The 19,160-nt window shown below is 26.3% G+C and carries 24 protein-coding genes; 7 read left to right on the forward strand and 17 right to left on the reverse strand.

The annotated features are described in order from the left end of the window. The 7 genes from ADFLV_RS01995 to ADFLV_RS02025 all read right to left on the reverse strand — a co-directional run bounded on the left by ADFLV_RS01995 (position 1) and on the right by ADFLV_RS02025 (position 4,602). Entirely contained in the window at positions 1-321 is a 321-nt protein-coding gene (locus tag ADFLV_RS01995; protein ID WP_014473102.1) for a hypothetical protein, read from the reverse strand. After that, complete coding sequence (locus tag ADFLV_RS02000) at positions 311-964, reverse strand: carbonic anhydrase (RefSeq protein WP_014473103.1); 654 nt, start codon at positions 962-964, stop codon at positions 311-313. The genes ADFLV_RS01995 and ADFLV_RS02000 overlap by 11 nt, the downstream gene beginning before the upstream one ends. Then, positions 958-2,055 (reverse strand): aminotransferase class I/II-fold pyridoxal phosphate-dependent enzyme, encoded by a 1,098-nt coding sequence (locus tag ADFLV_RS02005; protein WP_129010348.1) that lies wholly within the window; start codon positions 2,053-2,055, stop codon positions 958-960. The genes ADFLV_RS02000 and ADFLV_RS02005 overlap by 7 nt, the downstream gene beginning before the upstream one ends. 180 nt (positions 2,056-2,235) lie before the next feature. Next, a complete protein-coding gene (locus tag ADFLV_RS02010) occupies positions 2,236-2,568 on the reverse strand; it encodes a YraN family protein (protein ID WP_129010349.1) in 333 nt (110 codons plus the stop codon). 4 nt (positions 2,569-2,572) lie between these two features. Continuing rightward, on the reverse strand, positions 2,573-2,773 hold the full coding sequence (thiS, locus tag ADFLV_RS02015; RefSeq protein WP_014473106.1) for a sulfur carrier protein ThiS: 201 nt from the start codon (positions 2,771-2,773) through the stop codon (positions 2,573-2,575). A 52-nt stretch (positions 2,774-2,825) separates the two neighbouring features. Then, on the reverse strand, positions 2,826-3,833 hold the full coding sequence (locus tag ADFLV_RS02020; protein WP_129010350.1) for an SAM-dependent methyltransferase: 1,008 nt from the start codon (positions 3,831-3,833) through the stop codon (positions 2,826-2,828). 43 nt (positions 3,834-3,876) lie between these two features. Continuing rightward, positions 3,877-4,602, reverse strand: coding sequence for an OmpA family protein (locus tag ADFLV_RS02025; protein ID WP_014473108.1), 726 nt, complete (start codon positions 4,600-4,602; stop codon positions 3,877-3,879). 127 nt (positions 4,603-4,729) lie between these two features. Between ADFLV_RS02025 and pyk the strand changes: the two genes are divergently transcribed. Continuing rightward, positions 4,730-6,196: a pyruvate kinase gene (gene pyk / locus ADFLV_RS02030; RefSeq protein WP_014473109.1), complete on the forward strand. Its 1,467-nt coding sequence runs from the start codon at positions 4,730-4,732 to the stop codon at positions 6,194-6,196. Positions 6,197-6,217: 21 nt separating this feature from the next. Here pyk and ADFLV_RS02035 read toward each other — a convergent pair whose 3' ends face one another. The 3 genes from ADFLV_RS02035 to ADFLV_RS02045 form a co-directional block, all read right to left on the reverse strand. Then, a complete protein-coding gene (locus ADFLV_RS02035) occupies positions 6,218-7,420 on the reverse strand; it encodes a TolC family protein (protein WP_172658747.1) in 1,203 nt (400 codons plus the stop codon). Beyond that, positions 7,392-8,591: an aspartate aminotransferase family protein gene (locus ADFLV_RS02040; protein WP_014473111.1), complete on the reverse strand. Its 1,200-nt coding sequence runs from the start codon at positions 8,589-8,591 to the stop codon at positions 7,392-7,394. Before ADFLV_RS02040 ends, ADFLV_RS02035 begins: the two co-directional genes overlap by 29 nt. A 61-nt stretch (positions 8,592-8,652) precedes the next feature. Next, a complete protein-coding gene (locus ADFLV_RS02045; RefSeq protein WP_129010351.1) occupies positions 8,653-10,983 on the reverse strand; it encodes a fatty acid cis/trans isomerase in 2,331 nt (776 codons plus the stop codon). Positions 10,984-11,079: 96 nt separating this feature from the next. Here ADFLV_RS02045 and ADFLV_RS02050 point away from each other — a divergent pair, with 96 nt between their 5' ends. The 3 genes from ADFLV_RS02050 to ADFLV_RS02060 are packed head-to-tail and all read left to right on the forward strand — an operon-like array spanning position 11,080 to position 13,514. Next, entirely contained in the window at positions 11,080-11,958 is an 879-nt protein-coding gene (locus tag ADFLV_RS02050) for an aspartate carbamoyltransferase catalytic subunit (protein ID WP_129010352.1), read from the forward strand. 3 nt (positions 11,959-11,961) lie between these two features. Beyond that, positions 11,962-12,930: an aminodeoxychorismate synthase component I gene (locus ADFLV_RS02055; RefSeq protein ID WP_129010353.1), complete on the forward strand. Its 969-nt coding sequence runs from the start codon at positions 11,962-11,964 to the stop codon at positions 12,928-12,930. A gap of 11 nt (positions 12,931-12,941) precedes the next feature. Continuing rightward, positions 12,942-13,514 (forward strand): aminotransferase class IV family protein, encoded by a 573-nt coding sequence (locus ADFLV_RS02060; protein WP_014473115.1) that lies wholly within the window; start codon positions 12,942-12,944, stop codon positions 13,512-13,514. Here ADFLV_RS02060 and ADFLV_RS02065 read toward each other — a convergent pair. After that, entirely contained in the window at positions 13,496-14,137 is a 642-nt protein-coding gene (locus ADFLV_RS02065; RefSeq protein ID WP_041654625.1) for a transglutaminase-like cysteine peptidase, read from the reverse strand. The two genes, ADFLV_RS02060 and ADFLV_RS02065, sit on opposite strands and share 19 nt — an antisense overlap. A 40-nt stretch (positions 14,138-14,177) precedes the next feature. Between ADFLV_RS02065 and ADFLV_RS02070 the strand changes: the two genes are divergently transcribed. From ADFLV_RS02070 to ADFLV_RS02080, 3 genes are read left to right on the forward strand one after another with little or no spacing between them, the layout of a single operon-like run. Next, on the forward strand, positions 14,178-14,612 hold the full coding sequence (locus ADFLV_RS02070) for a hypothetical protein (protein ID WP_014473117.1): 435 nt from the start codon (positions 14,178-14,180) through the stop codon (positions 14,610-14,612). Positions 14,613-14,624: 12 nt separating this feature from the next. Next, the gene (locus tag ADFLV_RS02075) at positions 14,625-15,311 is read left to right on the forward strand and encodes an AzlC family ABC transporter permease (RefSeq protein ID WP_129010354.1); all 687 of its coding nucleotides are present in this window, start codon (positions 14,625-14,627) and stop codon (positions 15,309-15,311) included. After that, positions 15,304-15,627: a branched-chain amino acid transporter permease gene (locus ADFLV_RS02080; protein WP_129010355.1), complete on the forward strand. Its 324-nt coding sequence runs from the start codon at positions 15,304-15,306 to the stop codon at positions 15,625-15,627. Before ADFLV_RS02075 ends, ADFLV_RS02080 begins: the two co-directional genes overlap by 8 nt. 18 nt (positions 15,628-15,645) lie before the next feature. On the opposite strand, the gene ADFLV_RS02085 is transcribed toward ADFLV_RS02080, so the two are convergent. The 6 genes from ADFLV_RS02085 to ADFLV_RS02110 form a co-directional block, all read right to left on the reverse strand. Then, a complete protein-coding gene (locus ADFLV_RS02085) occupies positions 15,646-16,644 on the reverse strand; it encodes a beta-ketoacyl-ACP synthase III (RefSeq protein ID WP_014473120.1) in 999 nt (332 codons plus the stop codon). 27 nt (positions 16,645-16,671) lie between these two features. Continuing rightward, entirely contained in the window at positions 16,672-17,676 is a 1,005-nt protein-coding gene (plsX, locus tag ADFLV_RS02090; RefSeq protein ID WP_014473121.1) for a phosphate acyltransferase PlsX, read from the reverse strand. Further along, a complete protein-coding gene (rpmF, locus tag ADFLV_RS02095) occupies positions 17,676-17,828 on the reverse strand; it encodes a 50S ribosomal protein L32 (RefSeq protein WP_004510349.1) in 153 nt (50 codons plus the stop codon). Before rpmF ends, plsX begins: the two co-directional genes overlap by 1 nt. 11 nt (positions 17,829-17,839) lie before the next feature. Beyond that, complete coding sequence (locus tag ADFLV_RS02100; RefSeq protein WP_228712349.1) at positions 17,840-18,175, reverse strand: hypothetical protein; 336 nt, start codon at positions 18,173-18,175, stop codon at positions 17,840-17,842. A 68-nt stretch (positions 18,176-18,243) separates the two neighbouring features. After that, entirely contained in the window at positions 18,244-18,657 is a 414-nt protein-coding gene (gene ndk, locus ADFLV_RS02105; RefSeq protein WP_014473123.1) for a nucleoside-diphosphate kinase, read from the reverse strand. Positions 18,658-18,769: 112 nt separating this feature from the next. Continuing rightward, positions 18,770-19,042, reverse strand: coding sequence for an NADH-quinone oxidoreductase subunit I (locus tag ADFLV_RS02110; RefSeq protein ID WP_014473124.1), 273 nt, complete (start codon positions 19,040-19,042; stop codon positions 18,770-18,772). Between the last annotated feature and the right edge of the window lie 118 nt (positions 19,043-19,160).

Below are 19,160 nucleotides of genomic sequence, written 5' to 3' on the forward strand. Positions count from 1 at the left end.
CTACTTACAATCAATATCTTTTGTATAGTGCGCATCTTTTTCTCTATGAATAAAACCTATACAAGTTTGTTTTAAATTATTGTCATAAAACATAACTTTATAAACAGTACTTTTATATCTTGTTTGAGTGTCTTCTACACTCATTTTATTTATAACTTTTAAATCTTTTATATTTTCATGACCAATTGTATTAAGAACTTCTGTAAGTTTTTGTTCTTTTAAACTTTTTAGAAATAAAAAGAAAGCAAGACCAATTACAATTAATAATCCTATTATAAAAATAGTTTTCTTCGGTAATCTTCTTATTTCATTATTGTTCATTTGTATTCTCAATTAGTGGTTTAAAAGAACATTCATTTCCATCATAATACTCAATTGTTCCATCTTCAATTTTGTAATACCAACCATGAATTTGGATTTCACCATTTTTTATTTTTTTCTCAATGTAAGGAAAAGTCAAAAGATTTTCCATTTGATGGACAATAGAAATTTTTTCTGTAGTTCTATAAATATTCTCTTTATCAGTTTTATCTTGAATTGCCAATAGTGTATATTCTTTTGCTTTTTTACCTAAATCTAACCATTTTTTAATATTAATTAAATCAGGAGAATTTCCAAAGTCTTGGTATAAGCTTTTACAAGCCCCACAGTGTGAATGTCCACAAACAATGATATGTTTTACTCCCAGAATATTTACAGCATACTCAATAACAGCTGAACTTCCGTGGTAATCATTATCTGGATTATATGGTGGAACAAAATTTCCTACATTTCTTAAAATAAACATATCACCTGGTTTTGTATCTAGCATTAAATCAGGAGTTACCCTACTATCACTACACCCAATAAATAGTACTTCAGGTCTTTGCCCTGTTTCAACTAATTGTTTTAAATCAGCTTCATATTTAGAAAAACTTGCTTCTCTAAATTTTTTATTACCTTTAATTAAATCATTTATTAGCATTTCAAATCCTTTAATAAATTACAGACACTAATTAAATCGTTAGTATTTATATCAATTTTTGCAATTAATCTAATAATTGCACTTTTTACGGTTGGTTGTCTAATTGCTCCAACTATAAAACCATTTTGTTTTAAAATTTCTTGAATTTTTTTCACTTTTTTATTATCACCAATTTCAATTGGAATAATTAAACTTTGAGATTTTATTTTTAAAATCTCGTAAATAATATTTAAATTTGTATTTATTTTTTCCTTTAAATCTTTTTTATTATTTATAATATAATTTAAAGATTCAAGTGCAAGGGCGGTATCAAATAATGAAGGAGCAGTAGAATAAATAATAGGTTTTGCTCTATTTGTTAAAAAATCTATAATCTCTTTAGAAGCTAAAATATAAGCTCCATAAGAACCATAAGCTTTTCCTAATGTTCCCATTTTTATATGATATTTATTTGGTTTTATTTTATAATAGTCAAAAATACCTAAAAGATTTTCTCCAATTACTCCAGAACTATGAGCTTCATCTACAATAAGAAGAGTTTTATATGTTTCAGCTAAATTAAATATTTCAATTGGTGCAATATCTCCACCCATTGAATAAACACCTTCAATAGCTATAATATTTCTTCCAACTCTTTTATTTTCTAAAATTTTTTTTTCTAAATCTTTATAATCATTATGTTTAAAAACAATTACTTGTTCAGGTTTTAATAACTTTGTAGCAAGTATTCCACTTGCGTGATACTCTTCATCAATAAATAATGTATCATTTTTTCTAACAAGTGCTTCAATCATTGAGATATTTGCTAAGAAACCAGAACCAACAGTGATTCCTGCTTCAAATTTATTTACCTCACACAATTTATCTTCAAAATCTTTATGGATTTTATTGTAGCCATTTACTAACATTGAAGCACGAGGAGAGTGGAAATTTTGATTTAAAACGTTTTCGTAAGCTTTTTGAAAAAGATTTTTATTTGTAGAAAGACCTAAATAATCGTTTGAGGCAAGATCAATAAGATTATCATCGAATATATCTCTTGTTCTAAAACGGTTAGACTTTTTAATAGATTCAAGTTCTTTTGAGTACAAAAAATTCTCCGTAAGTATTTTTGAATAGTATCTAATAATTTCTAAGAAAAAGTTAAATTTTACAATTATCAACTTTTGCTAGTTTATTGCTACTTTGAATTGTTATAATTCTTTTCTACTAATTTTAGATACAGTTTAGAACAGTAAGGGGTGTTTTTGCGACCTTCACCCCTTGCTTAATCATATAGTTATATTTTCAATTAATTCAATATTTTCATCTGTGATTATAATAGCATCAACTGAATAAGAAATATCCAATTTTTTTATTTGTAAATAGTAATTTATACTTCTTTTTATTTTTGAAAGTTTAGAAGGGGTTATATTATTAATAGCAGTTTCATAATCAGGTGCAGATTTTACTTCACAAAAGTGATAAATATTTTCTTTCTTAGCAATAATATCTATTTCACCAAGTTTTTTAGCATAAAAATTTTTTTCAATGATTTTAAAATTTAAATCTTCTAAAAAAGAGATTGCTTTTTTTTCAGCAAATTCTCCTTTTTCTCTACTCATAAAATCAACCACCACCAACAAATTGAAGTAATTCGATTTTATCATTTTCTTTTGGAATAAAATTCTTCCAATCATCTTTTTTTACAATATTCATATTAATAGCAGCTGCCATTACTTTGTTTTCAATTTGTAAATTTGTTATTATGTCTTGAAGTGTTAATGAGTTATCAAACTCTTTTGTTTCACCATTTATAATTAGTATCATAATTTAAACCTTTTTATATTTTTTATAAAGTTTGATTATACAAACACTTAACTTATTTTCTTATATTCAAGGTTTTAAATCTATCACCCATTCCAGTTGGCTCTAGTAAAACTTTTATTTTTTGAGTCTCTTTTAAATAAGTGTTTTCATTTACATTTGCTTTTAAAATTTCTAATAATTCTAAAATACCAAATTCAACTAAAGATTTTAATTGAGTATTAAAAACTATATCTTTTATTCCATTTTCTTTGAAACAATCACTTAAATAATTAAAGTGAACATCATAGGTAATATCAGAATTTTTAAAGAGTTTTTCTAAATTTAGATTTTCTTCAAAAATTGGATAAACTGCATGTTTTTCATAAACTCTTGTACTAAAATCATTTCTTGGAAATTTATCTCCATAATCAAAAGTTAGAAATTCAAAATGAGTTATATTTTTACAAATCGTATTTACAAAATCTTTGTAAGACAATGCAACTTCACCTTTTGTGATACTGTATTTTTTACAATGATTTAAAATTTTTTCATCAATACAATCAATAAACTCTATTTTATGATTTTCTACCATTGCAATTTGTAAAATATTTTTATCATTTGTATAAACTAAATCACAAGAAAAAGCATCAAAAATCTCATTTGCAATAATATAGGCATTTTCAAGTTTAACCTCTGAAATATCATTAAAATGTTTTAGTTTGATAATATTTCCAAAAGATTCTTGTAAATATTTTTTTTGTTGATTTTGAAGATTTTCAAATCTTTCAACTATTGCAAAATTTAAAGTATCAAGAAGTTTGGGTTTTAATGTATATATAAATTGGATTATATCTGCAAGTAAATATCCATGATGAGCACCAATTTCTAAAATTGTTGTATTGTTTGGTAGAAATCCATCTTCAATCGAGCTAATAATTTTTTTTGCAATTGTGCCACCAAAAAAAGAAGAAGTAGAAACTGAAGTGAAAAAATCACCATCTTTTCCTATTTCTTTGTAGTTTGAATAATATCCATTTTTACCATAAAGCCAATCATTAAAATATGTACTAAATTTAATCATATACGATTGTATCAAAAAAGCTGTAAATAAAAGGTTTTACCTTTTATTTACAAACATCTATAACAGATTGTTGATTTGGATATAAATAAACTTCAACTCTTCTATTTAGAGCCATATTTGCATCACTATTATTTAATGCAACTGGTTTGTCAAAAGAACAACCTCTTGAAAAAATTTGATTTGAAACACCAGAATTATATATAATATTTCCTACATTTGAAGCTCTTTGTTCAGATAGAGTTTGATTATAAGCATGAGTTCCACGGCTATCTGTGTGACCTACAACTTGAACTAATGTATTTGGATATTTTTGTAAAACAGAGTTTATTTTAGATATTTTTGTTTGGGCACTATATGTTGGATTTGCAGAATTAGTTTCAAACATCATGTCATCTCTGAACATAACTTTTACGTAGTTATCAGTATTTGAAACGATTAAATCTTGATTTGGGTCTAAAACGGCATTTGGATTATTATTTACATTTGTATTTAAACTTTGAGCAACTTCTTGAGCTTGTTTATCCATACTATAACCAATTGCTCCACCAATTGCTGCACCTGCAACTGCACCAATTACTTTATTTCGTCCTTTGTTCCCACCACCAATATTATTTCCTAAAACAATACCTGCAATTGCTCCAAGAGTTGTTCCAATAATTGCATTTTGATTATTGTCATAAGTTTCGTTTCCGGTTCTTTGAGCACAACCAGTTAATAAACTTGCAATTACGGTAGTCGATAATAAAAATTTAAAATTTAGATATTTCATAATAACCTCTTTTTATATGTAATAAGCGATTTTAACATAAAAATTATGTAAGAATAGTGAAACAATATAGTTACTCTATTGTAACAATATTATGTTATAATAAAAATAACTTTTTGAAGGAGAATCTATGGAAAAAAGAACAAAAATATTAGCAACTTTAGGCCCAGCAAGCCATAGTTTAGAAATGATTGAAGGATTGATTAAAGCTGGTGCAAACATGTTTAGATTAAACTTTTCGCATGGAAGCCATGAATATCATTTAGAAACATTAAATAATATTAGAACAGCTATGAAAAATACAGGGAAAACGGTTGGAATTTTACAAGATATTTCAGGTCCAAAAGTAAGAATTGGAGATTTAAAAGAGCCTTTTTCACTTTATAGAGATGATGTAATTACTTTTTTAAAAGATGAAATGGTTGGATATAAAAAAGCAGATAAAGAGTATGTTGTATCTATTAATTATCCAGATATTTTAGATAAAGTAAAAATTGATGAATATATTTATTTATATGATGGAACAATTAGAGCAAAAGTTATTGAAACAGGAAAAGAAGTAAAAGCTAGAATTGAAAATCATGGAACTTTATCTTCACGAAAAGGTGTAAATTTCCCAAATACTGTGATTGATATTGATGTAATTACAAAAAAAGATGAAAAAGATATAGCTTGGGGTGTTGAGCATGAAGTTGATTATTTTGCAATTTCATTTGTTCAAAATGCAAGAGATATGCGAAAAGCTAGAAATCTTTTAAATGGATATAAAGGTAAATTAATAGCAAAAATTGAAAAATTTGATGCAGTTGAAAATATTGATGAAATTATAGAAGCTAGTGATGGATTGATGGTTGCAAGGGGAGATTTAGGAATAGAAGTTCCTTATTATGATGTTCCAACTATTCAAAAAATGCTTATTAAAAAAGCAAATTTAAAAGGAATCCCAGTAATCACTGCAACTCAAATGCTTTTATCAATGACTCAAAATGAAAGAGCAACAAGAGCTGAAATTTCTGACGTTGCAAATGCAGTTTTAGATGGAACAGATGTTGTTATGCTTAGTGAAGAGAGTGCAGTTGGAGAAGATCCAATAAATGTAGTTGATACAATGCATAATATCATTGCAAAAACTGAAGGTATTTATAATTATGAAAAACAATATAAGTTCCCTTATTTGGATGAATTTGATGTTATTCAAGCAACAGTAACAAAACTTGCAGATGATTTAAAAGCAGATGGTATTTTAGCACTTACAAGTTCTGGAAAATCAGCAACAAAAATGTCAAGATATAGACCAAAAACTCCTATTTATACTTTTACACATAAGAAAAAAATATTAAATTCTCTAACAGCTGTTTGGGGAGTTGAACCAGTTGGAATTATCAAAGAAGCTCAAGCTTCAAAAATGTTTCAAAAAATGTTGAAATCTTTAGATGAAAAAGGTTTATTAAATAAAAAAGGTTTATATGTAGCAACAGTAGGTTATCCAGTTGGAATGCCAGGAAGTACAAATACAATAAAAATCTTAACTCCATCAGAAATGGAATATTACTTAAATTATAAAGAAAGTAAAGAAAAAGATAAAAAATCTAAATAATATATTTGTATGCAAAAACTTCTAATGAAGTTTTGCATACAGTTCTAAAAGTTCTAGTTGTTTTTCAACTTCAAATATTTTTAAATCTAAAGATTTGATTTTCTGTGAGTTTTGTAAAGTATCAACATCACTTTGTGTTTTAATTTGTGCTTGTTTTTCTTCATTTATGATCTTTAAAATAGAGTCATAAACTTCTAAATCTTCTCTTGTTATTTGTAGTCTCTCATCAAGCATAGATATTTTTTCAAGTTTTGTTTTGAAAAAAGTTTTTTCATCATCTTCACTATTTTCTAAATTTAATTTTGATTTTAAGTAATCGATTTTTGTACTTTGAATATCATTGAATGTTCTACTATCAAATGGTATGTTTAAAGTCAATCCAAATGTTTGGTCATTTTCTTTTGTATATTTTATACTATTATCTGTATCATGATATTTTGAGTAAGTATAATAAGCATTTACACTTGGTAAATATTTTGCCATAGTCATATAAGAATAATTACCTTTTTTTTCAATATCAGCTTGAGCTTTTTTTAGTTCGATATTATTTTCTAAAAACTCTTTTTGGCTAAATATTTTAAATATAGGAAGTTCAAATTTTGTGTAATCTTGTGATGAAATATTATTGAAACTATTGATTAAATCTTGTTTTTGATACTTTAAATCAACTAAATTATGTTTTGAACTATTTAGTGTAAGAAGTGCATCATCTAAATAAGAAGTATCTAAAAAACCATTTAGAACTTGTTCTTTTTTTCTATTTACATCTATTTTTGCATTTTCTAAAGTATATTTTGCTTTTTGAATATTTAAATTTGTTTTTTCAATATTATAAAGATATTGTAAAGCTTGTTTTACAAGGTCTTTTTGTTGTTGGTCCAATTCAAGTGCTGCATAATCATAAGTTGAATCTGCATATTTTATGGCTTTATAAATTCCACCACTTTGAAAAATTGGCTGATTTATAGAAATAAGTGAACGCTCAGTTTTTTCATCTTCACCTAAATTTTTAGTATATTGATAAGTTATTGGATTTATCCAATCTTTTCTTAGTTTAGAGCTGTCTTCTTTTATTTGTTCTTTTGATAACTCAATATTTTTTAATCTTTTTTCTGAAATTATTTTTGTATCAAAAGCATCTTTTGTATCATCTGATGCAAAAAGACTTAAAGAGATTAAACTACAAAATAGTAGTTTAACCTTGCTTGATTTTATCAAGTGCATTTTGCAGCCTTTTGAAACCTTCATCAATTTCTGCTTTTGAGATTGTAAGTGCTGGAAGAAGTCTTAGAGTATTTTTTCCTGCTTTTAAAACTAAAACTCCACATTCAAAAGCTGTTTTAATCACAAGTGCCAAAGTTTCCGCATCTTTAACTCTTAATCCTCTCATAAGTCCAAGACCTACATTTTCAGTAAATATTTCTCTATTGTTTTCAAAAAATTCATTTAATTTAGAATTATAATAAATGATAGTTTCATCTAATGTTCCAGTATCTTTTAACTCTTCTAAAATATCTAAAACTTCTAAAGCAGCAGTTGTAACTAAATAATTTCCTCCAAAAGTTGAACCATGATCACCTGGAGAAAAAATATCTTTATGTTTTGTTAAAACAGCCCCAATAGGAACTCCACCACCAAGACCTTTTGCAAGAGTGATAATATCAGGTTCAATTTCATAAAGATTAGAAGCTAAAAATTCACCTGTTCTAAAAACACCTGTTTGAACTTCATCTATGATTAATAAAATATTATTCTCTTTTAAAAATTTTGCTAATTCTTGAATATCTTTTTTATTAAAAGGTTGAACTCCACCTTCTCCTTGTACAAGTTCTATCATAACAGCAACTGTCTCATTATCAATTGCATTATAAATATCATCTATTTTATTATGATATGAAAATCCTTCTGGATAAGGAGCAAAATTTGGTGTATGCATAGATTCTTGACCAGTTGCTTTTACAGTTGTAATTGTTCTTCCATGGAAAGAGTGTTCTAATGTGATAACTTTATATCTTTTATTTTCAAATTTTGTTTCACCATATTTTCTAGCAATTTTTATAGCACCTTCATTTGCTTCAGCACCACTATTTGAGAAAAATGTTCTTATATCATAACCACTTAATTCTCTTATTTTTTTTGCAAGTTTTGCTTGTGGTTCAATTGCATATAAGTTTGAAATATGAGTTATATTTGATATTTGTTGATATATTTTATCTGCAACTCTTTTATTTCCATGTCCAACACTAACTACAGCTATTCCAGATGTAAAGTCTATATAATCTTTATCATTTTCATCAAATAGCGTGGCATTGATACCTTTTTTGAAATTTACATAATTTCTTGCATAAGTATGAAGTACATACTCTTTGTCCATTTGTTCTAATTGTTCATTCATTTCTTTTCCTAAAAAAATTTAGATATATTTTGGCAAGATTATATCCAAAATATATTTATACTTATTGATTAATTGCTTTACTATAATATCGATTTAAATCAAATAATCCATATTGTAAAGAATCTTGTTTTTTAAACTCATTATTAAACCAATCAAAATTTTCCCAAAAATTTGAATCTGCCCGATTTATAACAAATTTAGATATTCTTTTATCATCATTTGGAGTATCTTTATAGTTTTGTAAAAGATTGAAAAATTCATTTAAATCATTTTGATTTACAACTACAAAAAGATTTGGATAAGAACCTATAAATCCTTTTACAAAATTTATTCTATCTTTTGATGGCTCTAACCTTGATTCTTCATCAAAAAGTAAAGCAACATTTTTATGCCATCTATTTATAACTAAAGTATATACAAAATTCTCTCCTGAGTTCATTTTGATTCTAATATAAGCTAAATTTGATTCTCCATCTGTAAAATGTTTTATAATTTTTGAACTATTAGGTAAAGTTAAAGTTTTAAATGTCTTTTCAATTTCTTCTTTAGTATTATAAACTTTTTTAATTTCATTTTGTTTATAACCATCTTCTATAAAATTTATAGAATCTCTTTTGGTATTTGTATAGTCTAAAACTTTATTTGCAAACTCTTTTTTGAAATCTTTAGTTTGATATTTTATATCAACATTGTTATCTGAAGGAATATAAACAGATAAATATTGAGCTAACCAACCTTCATACCAAGAATTAAAATATTCTTGTCTTGACTCTTTTGGTAAAAATTCTAAGAAATTACTCTCTCCTTCAATTCTAAGTCTATCCATATGAGTTCGTACTAATAATTGGTGTGCTGTATTTCCAAATACATCGAAACCTGCAACTAAAGAGTAGTAAATACGTTCTAATAAAGGAAAATCAATAACCCATAAAGTTTTAGGAATATCTCCAAAAGCACCTTTATGAACAGAAGCAGAATTAAAATGTCTATAAATAGTTAATATTGAATCATTTTCTTGAGTTTGATTTCCTTTCCAAATTGCATTAAAATTTAACCCATTTGGATAATATTGTTTATATACAGAAGCTTTATTTGTTTCATATTTTTTTGCTAATTCATAATTATCTAAAGCTTTGAATGTTTTAAATAAGCTAGGATCTTCTCCATACTCATTTGGTATAGATAAATTTGGAATATTATCATGTAAAAAATATTTATCTTGTAGACTTAAATCGTATTTTGGATCCATAAACATTACCCAAAAATGGTCATTTATTACATTTAAGGCAATTTGCCCTTTACAAACAGGACCTCTAATAAATGTCATAATAATATAATGAATATCATCAAGTAAAAATTGATATCTACTACTTGCTGGAATTTGTTCGAAAATTTTTAAAGCATTTGCAGAAATTTTACTATCATAAGGTGGTAAATATGGTTTTTGTTCCCAAGTTGGTTTTATAAAAAGTTCATTATATCTTTCAAGTTTTTTATCATTTAATTCATAAACCATATGTGTTTTATGAACAATAGTTGATTCAATTTTTCTAAATCTATAATAAAATGGTTCTTTTACTTCGTCATAAGGAAATCTTGTAGCAATAATTTTTGGTTTAAAACCAGTTGGCGTAGTTGAACGTATTAATTCAAAAAAATTGCCACTTTTTTCATCAAAACTTATATGAGCTAAAAATAGATGTTCATAAATATATCTTGAAGTTACTTGATATTTTGTCTCTTTATTATTTAAAAACGCTTCAAACTTTTTGATTTGTTCTTTTTCAAAATTATTAATATCATCTTTTTTTGTATCATCAATTGCACCATCTTTTAACCAAGTCATTAGAAGATTGTATTCTTCTTTTTTAAGTGCTGGAAATCCATAAGGCATTCCTTTATGTGGGTTATCTTCAAAAAATAAAGCTAATTCATCTTTATCTTTTGTACAACTAAGTTCATCTTCTTCTGGAGAATAATTTCCTAAATTTAAAGGATTTTTATCTTTTTGAAAAAGATATTGCATCATTATTGATTCATTAGAGTTTTCTAAATAATCAACAACAGAAAAAAAGCCTTTCCCTCTCCATTCTTTTTGATTTATAGCATCAATAAATAATCTTGTTGGACTATCTGCATTCATTCTATTTGCATAAACATCAGCTTTAGAACCACCTCTTTCAAGTCCTTCATAAGAAGAGAGTTTTAATTGACAAGGAGAGTTGTAACATGAGTGACAAGATACACATCTATTATCTAAAATGGGTTTAATATCATTTGTGAAAGATATTTCTTTATTTACAGTTTCAAAACTTACAGGCTCAAGAGGTTTTACTGAACACGCTGTAAATAAAAGAGTAAATAAAGAAATAATTATTAATTGTAATTTCATAAAAATGTCCTAAAAAATAAAGTTTTGTATTATACAAAAAGTTTTATTTTTTAAACTCCTTTTTGCTAAAATCCAAACTAAAATTAAAGGAAAAAAATGCAGCATTTGATTAGAACTTCGGATTTTTCAAAAGAAGAGATAATGGGCATCTTTGATGATGCAAGAGAGTTTTTAAAATTTGAACCAAATGAAATTTTAAAAGGTAAAATTATAGTTACTTTGTTTTTTGAAAATTCTACAAGGACTAGAAGTTCATTTGAAATTGCAGCTAAGAGATTAGGAGCTGAGGTTGTATCACTTGATGTAGGAACATCTTCTACAAATAAAGGTGAAACAATTTTTGATACAGTTGCAAATATAAATGCTATGAAACCAGATGCAATTATTATTAGACATAGTGAATGTGGATTACCAGAAAGTTTAACAGGTTTTGTAGATTGTCCTATAATAAATGCAGGTGATGGAAAACATTCACATCCAACTCAAGCTCTTTTAGATTTATTTACAATTTATGAGCATTTTGAAGGAAAAACTGAAGGTAAAAAAATAGCAATAGTTGGAGATGTAAAAAGTTCAAGAGTTGCAGGTTCAAATAGAAGGTTACTACCAAGATTTGGAATTGATGTAAATTTAGTTGCTCCTGATTGTTTTAAATATGAAGGAGATGAATTTAAACAATATAATAATATCAATGAAATAATAGATGAACTTGATATTATTATGAGTTTAAGAACACAACTTGAAAGACACAATCAAATATATTTTGAATCTTTACAAGAATATGCAAAAGATTATTGTATTACAAATGAAGTTGTAGGAGATAGAGATATTATCCTTTTACACCCAGGACCAGTTAATAGAAATGTTGATATTAGCGATGAAATGTTAAAAGATCCAAGATCAAAAGTTTTAAAACAAGTAACTCATGGTGTTGCTATAAGAGCTGCTGTTCTTAAAAAACTTATTTTAAAGTAAAAATTGAATAAAAAACTAATAAAAGATAAATTAAATAAATTTGGTTCTTTAAAAGAACCATTTTTATTTGTAATATCATACGATTTTACTAAATCTTACATAGAAAAATTATCAAATCTTCCTGCATCTATCAAATTCCAATTAAATCAAAAAGAAGATTTTTCTAAAAGAACTCTTAAAACAAAACTAGAAAAATTTCCTATCTCATTTGAAGAGTATAAAAAGAAGTTTGAAATAATACAAGAAGAGATAAAAAAAGGGAATAGTTATCTTTTGAATTTAACTGCAAAAACTAAAATAGATACAACTTTCTCTTTAGATGAAATTTATGAAAATACTAAAAGTAAATATAAATTAAGATTTAAAAATAAAAAAGAAGATTTTGTATGTTTTTCACCTGAAAAATTTGTGGAAATTAAAGAAAATAGAATCTTTACATATCCTATGAAAGGAACAATTGATTCAAAAGTTCAAAATGCAAAAGAGAAGATTTTAGCAAATCAAAAAGAGATGGCAGAACATACAATGGTTGTTGATTTACTTAGGAATGATTTGGGAATGGTTGGCTTAAATGTAAAAGTTGAAGAGTTTAGATATATTGAAACAATAAATGCAGGAGATAAAGAGTTATTACAAGTAAGTTCAAAAATTTCTGCAACTTTGCAAGAAAATTGGTACGAAAATATTGGAGATATCATAACTTCTATATTACCAGCAGGTTCAATAACAGGAACACCAAAGAAAAAAACAGTTGAAATACTAAAAAAAGTTGAAGATTATGATAGAGATTTTTATACAGGAATTTTTGGAATATTTGATGGAAAAAGTTTTGATTCTTTTGTTTTAATAAGATTTATTGAAGCTGATGAAAAAGGAAATTTATTTTATAAAAGTGGTGGAGGGATTACTTGTGATAGTGATGTTTTAGCTGAATATGAAGAACTTATAGACAAAATTTATTTAGCTTTTTAAAAAGGAAAAATGTGGAAACAATAAAATATTTTGAAACAATTAAATGTGAAGATTTTGAAATCTTTAATTTAGAATATCATAATAAAAGAATATCAAATACAATAGGATTAAATATAAATTTGCAAGAGTATATTTATCCAATATCTGATGAACTTTTAAGATGTAAAGTTGTTTATGATAAAGATGAAATAATTGATGTTTTATATTTCCCGTATAAAAAAAGAGAGATAAAAAGCTTTAAGATAATTATTGATGATGAGATAGATTATTCAAAAAAATATTTAGACAGAACTAAGCTAGATAAGTTGTTTGAAAAAAGAAATGGTTGTGATGAAATTATTATTGTAAAAAATGATATTGTAACTGATACTACTATTGCAAATGTTGCAATCTTTTATGATGGCTGTTGGATAACTTCAAAAAATTGTTTATTAATAGGAACAACTAGAACTAGATTACTCGAAGAAAAAAAGTTAATAGAAAAAGATATTACATTAGATATGTTATATAATGCATCAAAAATTGCACTAATGAATGCAATGATAGATTTTAATATTATTGAAAATTATTCTTTTAAATTATAAACTCGATTAAGAAGTTTTTCCCATTTATTATCTTTCCCCCAATTTATTGTTGCTTTTTTTGTAAATCCTGTTGGGGTAAATACATAAGAATCTATTTCATTAAAAGCCACTTTTGGAATTAATTTAGGTCTTTTTGTAAATGGAATCACTTTAAAACTAAGATTATCTAAAACTAATGGAGAGGAATTTTTGTCTTCTATATATAGTAAAACCATATGAGCATCTTTTTGACCTTTTATATTTACAATTGCAAAATATAATTTTTCTTTTGGAATACCTATTTCTAAAAGTGTAAAATATTTTGCAATAACATAATCTTCACAATCCCCATGACCTTGAAGTAAAAATTCTTTTGGTGTTGCCCAATAATCAATAGATGAAGCAGTTGAAATATCACGAGCTGGAAGTATTTTATTTATAAAAGAATTAACATAAGAGAGCTTTTTTATAAGCTCATAATCTTTTACTTTTTCTTTTAATGTTTGATATTTTTCAATTCGATTTAATATAAATGATTTTTTAGGAGATTTATTTATATAATCAATATCATTTTTGTTTAATTTAAATTCATAAGCCCACAAAGGTGATGTGATTAGAAAGATAAGGAAAATTAGTTGTTTCATAAGTTATAATAACATCAAATTTTTAAAATAGGAATTAATTATGATTCAAAATATAATAGAAAGTGAAGATTATAAAAATTTAGTCGAAAAACAAATATGTGAGAATATTCTTTTTTTATTAGAAAAAAATCAGGAATTTTCAATAACAGCAAATATAGAACCAATTACTTTCACTCCCGAATTACCAAAAGTTATAAAAGAGCAAATGCATAAATTTTCATTATTTATTTTGAGTAATTATACTTATAGTACAATTCAGGTTGATGATGAATTCTTGAGTTTTGAAGCAGGATTTGGAAATGAAAATTTTGGAAGTGTGGTGAAAATACCTCTTCATGCAGTTTTTCAAATAATTGTAGATGAATCAATTTTATATTTAAATTCAGTTGCGACAGTTGAAAAATTTAATAAGAATTTGAAAAAAAATTCATTTGATGTATTTAAAAATAATCCAAATAATAAAAAATTTAACTAAAGATAAAAAATATTGAAATATAAAAATGAATTAAAAAAAGCATTTCATATTTCAATCCCAATTATGATGGGATATATTGTTTTAGGTTTTGCTTTTGGCTTATTGTTAGTCTCTTTTGATTACTCTTGGTATTTGGCTCCAATTATGTCTTTTTTTATTTATACAGGTGCACTACAATTTGTTGCTATAAATTTTTTTAATATAAAAGCAGGATATGTTGATATAGCAATTGCTTCTTGGTTTATAAATATAAGACAAGCTTTTTATGGATTGTCTTTAATAAAAAGATTTAATAAAACAGGTAAATTAAAACCTTATTTGATTTTTGCATTGACTGATGAAACTTATGCACTTTTAACTTCAATTAAAGATGATGAAAATCTAAATAAAAAATGGTATTACTTTTTTTTACTCTTTTTTAGTCAATCTTATTGGTTATTAGGTTCAACATTGGGAGCAATTTTTGGAAGTAATATTAAGTTTAATACACAAGGTTTAGAGTTTTCATTAACTGCATTATTTGTTGTTCTTTGTATTGAACAATATAAAAGTCTTAAAAATATTTTTCCATTTTTTATTGGTTTTATTTCATCAATTTTTTCTTTGATTTTTATTCCTAGTGATAAAATGTTGCTTGTATCAATTGTTTTTGCTTTGATTTTATTATTTACATTTGAAAGAAAAATTGAAAATGAATAATTCTGAAATATTTATAGCAATAGCAATTATGTCAATAATTAGTTATTTTACAAGAGCTTTACCATTTATTTTTTTTAGGAATAAAGAAGAATTACCTCATTATTTCTTATTTATTGGTAAGTATTTTCCTTCAATTATTATAACTATATTGATTGTATTCACTTTAAAAGATGTTGATTTTTCTATAGTACCTTATGGTTTAAAAGAAATAGTTGGAGTTTTTGTAACAGCAATTTTACATTTATTATTTAAAAATTATTTAATTTCAATTTTTTTAGGGACAGTCTTTTATATGAGTTTAGTTCAGTTGATATAAAATAGGTTAAAACCTATTTTATTTTTTAGGAGCAAATTTAAATAGAGCAGAACCCCAAGTTAATCCACCACCAAAGGCATCAAAAAGTACTGTATCACCAGCTTTTATTCTACCTTCTTCATATGCATAGTTCATTGCCATAGGAATAGAAGCAGCAGAAGTATTACCATATTTATCAACAGTAACTACAGTTTGCTCTTCACTTAATCCTAAAGCTTCACCTACAGCTTTTATAATTCTATAATTTGCTTGATGAGGAATAAAGTGAGTTATATCCTCATTTGAAAGATTATGTTTTTCCATCATGATTTTTACATCTGAAGTTAATGTTTTTACAGCAAGTTTGAAAGTTTCGTTTCCTTTCATTTTTATACAAGCCATTTTATTTTCTAAAACTTCTTGTGAGCAAGGATGTTTGCTTCCTCCACCAGGAGTTTTGATTAAATCTTCATAATTCCCATCACTTGAACAATTTATATCGATAATTGCTTCATCTTTATTTGTTGTTGCACTAATAATAGCAGCTCCTGCTCCATCACCAAAGATAAAACAAGTTCCTCTATCAGTATAATCTAATATTGAGCTATAAGTTTCTGCACCAATAATAAGTACATTCTTTTTCATTCCTGATTCAACAAAAGCTTTAGCTATACTAAGTGCATATACAAAACCAGTACATGCTGCACTTACATCAAAAGCCATAACAGGAGGAAGATTTAATTTTGAAGCAATTAAGCATGCAGTTGATGGCATACATAAATAATCAGGTGTAACAGTTGCACAAATAACTAAGTCAATTTCATCTTTTGAAATTCCAGCTCTTTGAATTGCAACTTCAGCTGCACGTGAACCTAAATCAGATGAAGCTTCACCAACTTCAGAAATTCTTCTTTCCTTAATACCAGTTCTTTTTGTAATCCATTCGTCACTAGTATCAATAATTTTTTCAAAATCTGCATTTGTCATAATCTTAGGAGGAATATAAGCTCCTATAGATCTAAAAGCTGCATATGTCATTTACATATCCTTAAATTTATATAGTAGTTAGTTTTCTTGAGTACTACCATATTTTGCTAATCTTTGTTCAATTATATTATCTAAATTTGAACTTGCGGCATTAATTGCTTGAAATATTGCATTTTGAATTGCTTTTGGATTTGATTTTCCATGAGCAATAATGACAGGTGCTTTTACCCCAAGAAGTGGTGCACCACCATATTCTGCATAATCAACTCTTACTTTTAAGTTTTTAAATACTTTTCTCATAAGAACTGCACCCGCAATAGAAATTAGCGATCTTTTTAAATTCTTTTTAATTATTTTTCCAATTGTGTCTGCAACACCTTCGGCTGTTTTAAGTAATATATTACCAACAAAACCATCACAAACAACAACATCAACTGTACCTTTGAAAATATCACTACCTTCAACGTTACCTGCAAAATTAGGAATTTTAGATATAAGTTTATAAGCTTCTTTAGTTACTTCATTTCCTTTACTATCTTCTTCTCCATTACTTAATAATCCAACAATAGGTTCATCAAGTCTTAATGCATATTGTGCATAGACTTGTCCCATTACTGCAAATTCAAATAAATTTTTTGCATCACTATCTACATTTGCTCCAACATCTAATACTAAAGTATTTTGATTTTCACTCGTTGGCATTAATGTTGCAATTGCTGGTCTACTTACACCTTTTATTCTTCCTATTCTCAAAGTTGCAAGAGACATAGTAGCGCCAGAATGTCCAGCAGAAACTACTGCATCTGCATTTCCTTCACGTACAAGTTCTATGGCTTTAAAAATTGTTGAATCTTTTCTTTTTAGTGCATCAGTTGCAGAATCACTCATACTAATTACATCATTTGTATCTAATATTTCGACTCTTGATAAAAAGTTTTGTGGGATAAGTTGTAAAAGTTGTGTTTTATTTCCAACCGCAATTGCTGAAAAGTTGTTGTTTTTTTTAAGAGCCGTTATCAAGCCCTCTATAATAGGTTCAGGACCGAAGTCCCCACCCATAGCATCTATTGCAATTCTTAGCATTAGTTTTTATATTCACCAGTATTTGGATTAACCATATGAGGCATTTTCCAAGAACCATCACTATCTTTAACTGGTTTTTTTAACGTTATTTTGTAGTGAGTTCTTCTTTTTGCTGATCTAGTATGAGATACTCTTCTCTTAGGTACTGCCATTTTAATTCTCCTTAAAATTCTTTTTCAAAATTATCACCATATTTTATACATTCTTTACAAATATGGTAGTCACTTTTTATACTGTTTAATTCACTATTAATAATTTCATCAAAGTCAATCAAACTGTTTTCTACTTCAATTACTAAATATTCCTCTTCATTACCTTTATAGATACCATCACTTAACAGTAAATTAAGTTCTTCATCAACTTCTTTAATTTCTGTTATTCCGCATCTACAACAATCAATTTCAGTAGTACCTTTTAGTACTGCTTCAACTTTCACTAATGATGGCGATATTTTACAAAAAGTACCTTCAATTTTAACTGAATTAAATTCAACAACCAATTCCTTGGTAGTTTGAGGTACTTTTTTAAATTCAATTTTCATTATAAAATCAATAAATTAATAGATAATTAACAAATTTCTTTTTGTGCAAAGAAGAAAGCTATTTCATTTTTTGCATTTTCTAATGAATCAGAACCATGAACTGCATTTGCATCAATTGATTCTGCAAAATCTGCTCTAATTGTTCCAGCAGCAGCTTCTTTAGGATTTGTTGCACCCATTAATTCTCTATTTTTTGCCATTGCATTTTCACCTTCTAAAACTGAAACTACTACTGGACCTGAAATCATAAATTCAACTAAATCTTTAAAGAAAGGTCTTGCTGAATGTACTGCATAAAAAGCTTCAGCATCTGCTTTACTTAATTGCATTTTTTTTGTTGCTGCAATTTTTAATCCAGCTGATTCAAATCTATCTAAGATTTTTCCAACTACATTTTTAGCTACAGCATCTGGTTTAATGATTGATAATGTTTGTTCCATTGCTTATATTCCTCGATTTTTTTTAAGTCGCGGATTATATCTAAAAAAACAAAAAAAGGCAAGTAGTAAAACTACTTGCCTTTTTAATATATGTTAAATTTAATAAAATTTATTATTCAACTACAGGAGTACCCGGAGTTCCTCTATCTTCTTTTTCAATTGAACCAGAACCAGCTTCATCCCATACAATACATCCTTCAGTTGGACATGCATCAGCACATGCAGGGCTATCATTATGACCTACACATTCAACACATTTATCAGCATATACGTAATATGTATCTTCACCTGTTGGATTTTCGTCATTATCTACGATTGCTTCTACTGGACACTCATCTAAACAAGCATCACAACTAATACAGATATCAGTAATTTTTACTGCCATTGTATATCTCCTTATTAAATTTTAACAAACTTTAACACAGTAAATATAAAATTATCTTTAAAATATTTGATTTATGATTAAGTGATTAATATAATTGTAACAGAAATATAAATATATA

It is taken from the genome of Arcobacter defluvii (genome assembly GCF_013201725.1).
Taxonomy (GTDB): Bacteria; Campylobacterota; Campylobacteria; order Campylobacterales; family Arcobacteraceae; genus Aliarcobacter; species Aliarcobacter defluvii.

Coding starts and splice junctions, on each gene's coding strand:
- thiS (WP_014473106.1), bottom strand. CDS start 2,773: ATGATACTAATTATAAATGGTGAAACAAAAGAGTTTGATAACTCATTA.
- ADFLV_RS02110 (WP_014473124.1), bottom strand. CDS start 19,042: ATGGCAGTAAAAATTACTGATATCTGTATTAGTTGTGATGCTTGTTTA.
- ADFLV_RS02020 (WP_129010350.1), bottom strand. CDS start 3,833: ATGATTAAATTTAGTACATATTTTAATGATTGGCTTTATGGTAAAAAT.
- rpmF (WP_004510349.1), bottom strand. CDS start 17,828: ATGGCAGTACCTAAGAGAAGAGTATCTCATACTAGATCAGCAAAAAGA.
- ADFLV_RS01995 (WP_014473102.1), bottom strand. CDS start 321: ATGAACAATAATGAAATAAGAAGATTACCGAAGAAAACTATTTTTATA.
- ADFLV_RS02045 (WP_129010351.1), bottom strand. CDS start 10,983: ATGAAATTACAATTAATAATTATTTCTTTATTTACTCTTTTATTTACA.
- ADFLV_RS02070 (WP_014473117.1), top strand. CDS start 14,178: ATGATTCAAAATATAATAGAAAGTGAAGATTATAAAAATTTAGTCGAA.
- ADFLV_RS02085 (WP_014473120.1), bottom strand. CDS start 16,644: ATGACATATGCAGCTTTTAGATCTATAGGAGCTTATATTCCTCCTAAG.
- ADFLV_RS02065 (WP_041654625.1), bottom strand. CDS start 14,137: ATGAAACAACTAATTTTCCTTATCTTTCTAATCACATCACCTTTGTGG.
- plsX (WP_014473121.1), bottom strand. CDS start 17,676: ATGCTAAGAATTGCAATAGATGCTATGGGTGGGGACTTCGGTCCTGAA.
- ADFLV_RS02010 (WP_129010349.1), bottom strand. CDS start 2,568: ATGAGTAGAGAAAAAGGAGAATTTGCTGAAAAAAAAGCAATCTCTTTT.
- ndk (WP_014473123.1), bottom strand. CDS start 18,657: ATGGAACAAACATTATCAATCATTAAACCAGATGCTGTAGCTAAAAAT.
- ADFLV_RS02080 (WP_129010355.1), top strand. CDS start 15,304: ATGAATAATTCTGAAATATTTATAGCAATAGCAATTATGTCAATAATT.
- ADFLV_RS02040 (WP_014473111.1), bottom strand. CDS start 8,591: ATGAATGAACAATTAGAACAAATGGACAAAGAGTATGTACTTCATACT.
- ADFLV_RS02050 (WP_129010352.1), top strand. CDS start 11,080: ATGCAGCATTTGATTAGAACTTCGGATTTTTCAAAAGAAGAGATAATG.
- ADFLV_RS02035 (WP_172658747.1), bottom strand. CDS start 7,420: ATGCACTTGATAAAATCAAGCAAGGTTAAACTACTATTTTGTAGTTTA.
- ADFLV_RS02000 (WP_014473103.1), bottom strand. CDS start 964: ATGCTAATAAATGATTTAATTAAAGGTAATAAAAAATTTAGAGAAGCA.
- ADFLV_RS02025 (WP_014473108.1), bottom strand. CDS start 4,602: ATGAAATATCTAAATTTTAAATTTTTATTATCGACTACCGTAATTGCA.
- pyk (WP_014473109.1), top strand. CDS start 4,730: ATGGAAAAAAGAACAAAAATATTAGCAACTTTAGGCCCAGCAAGCCAT.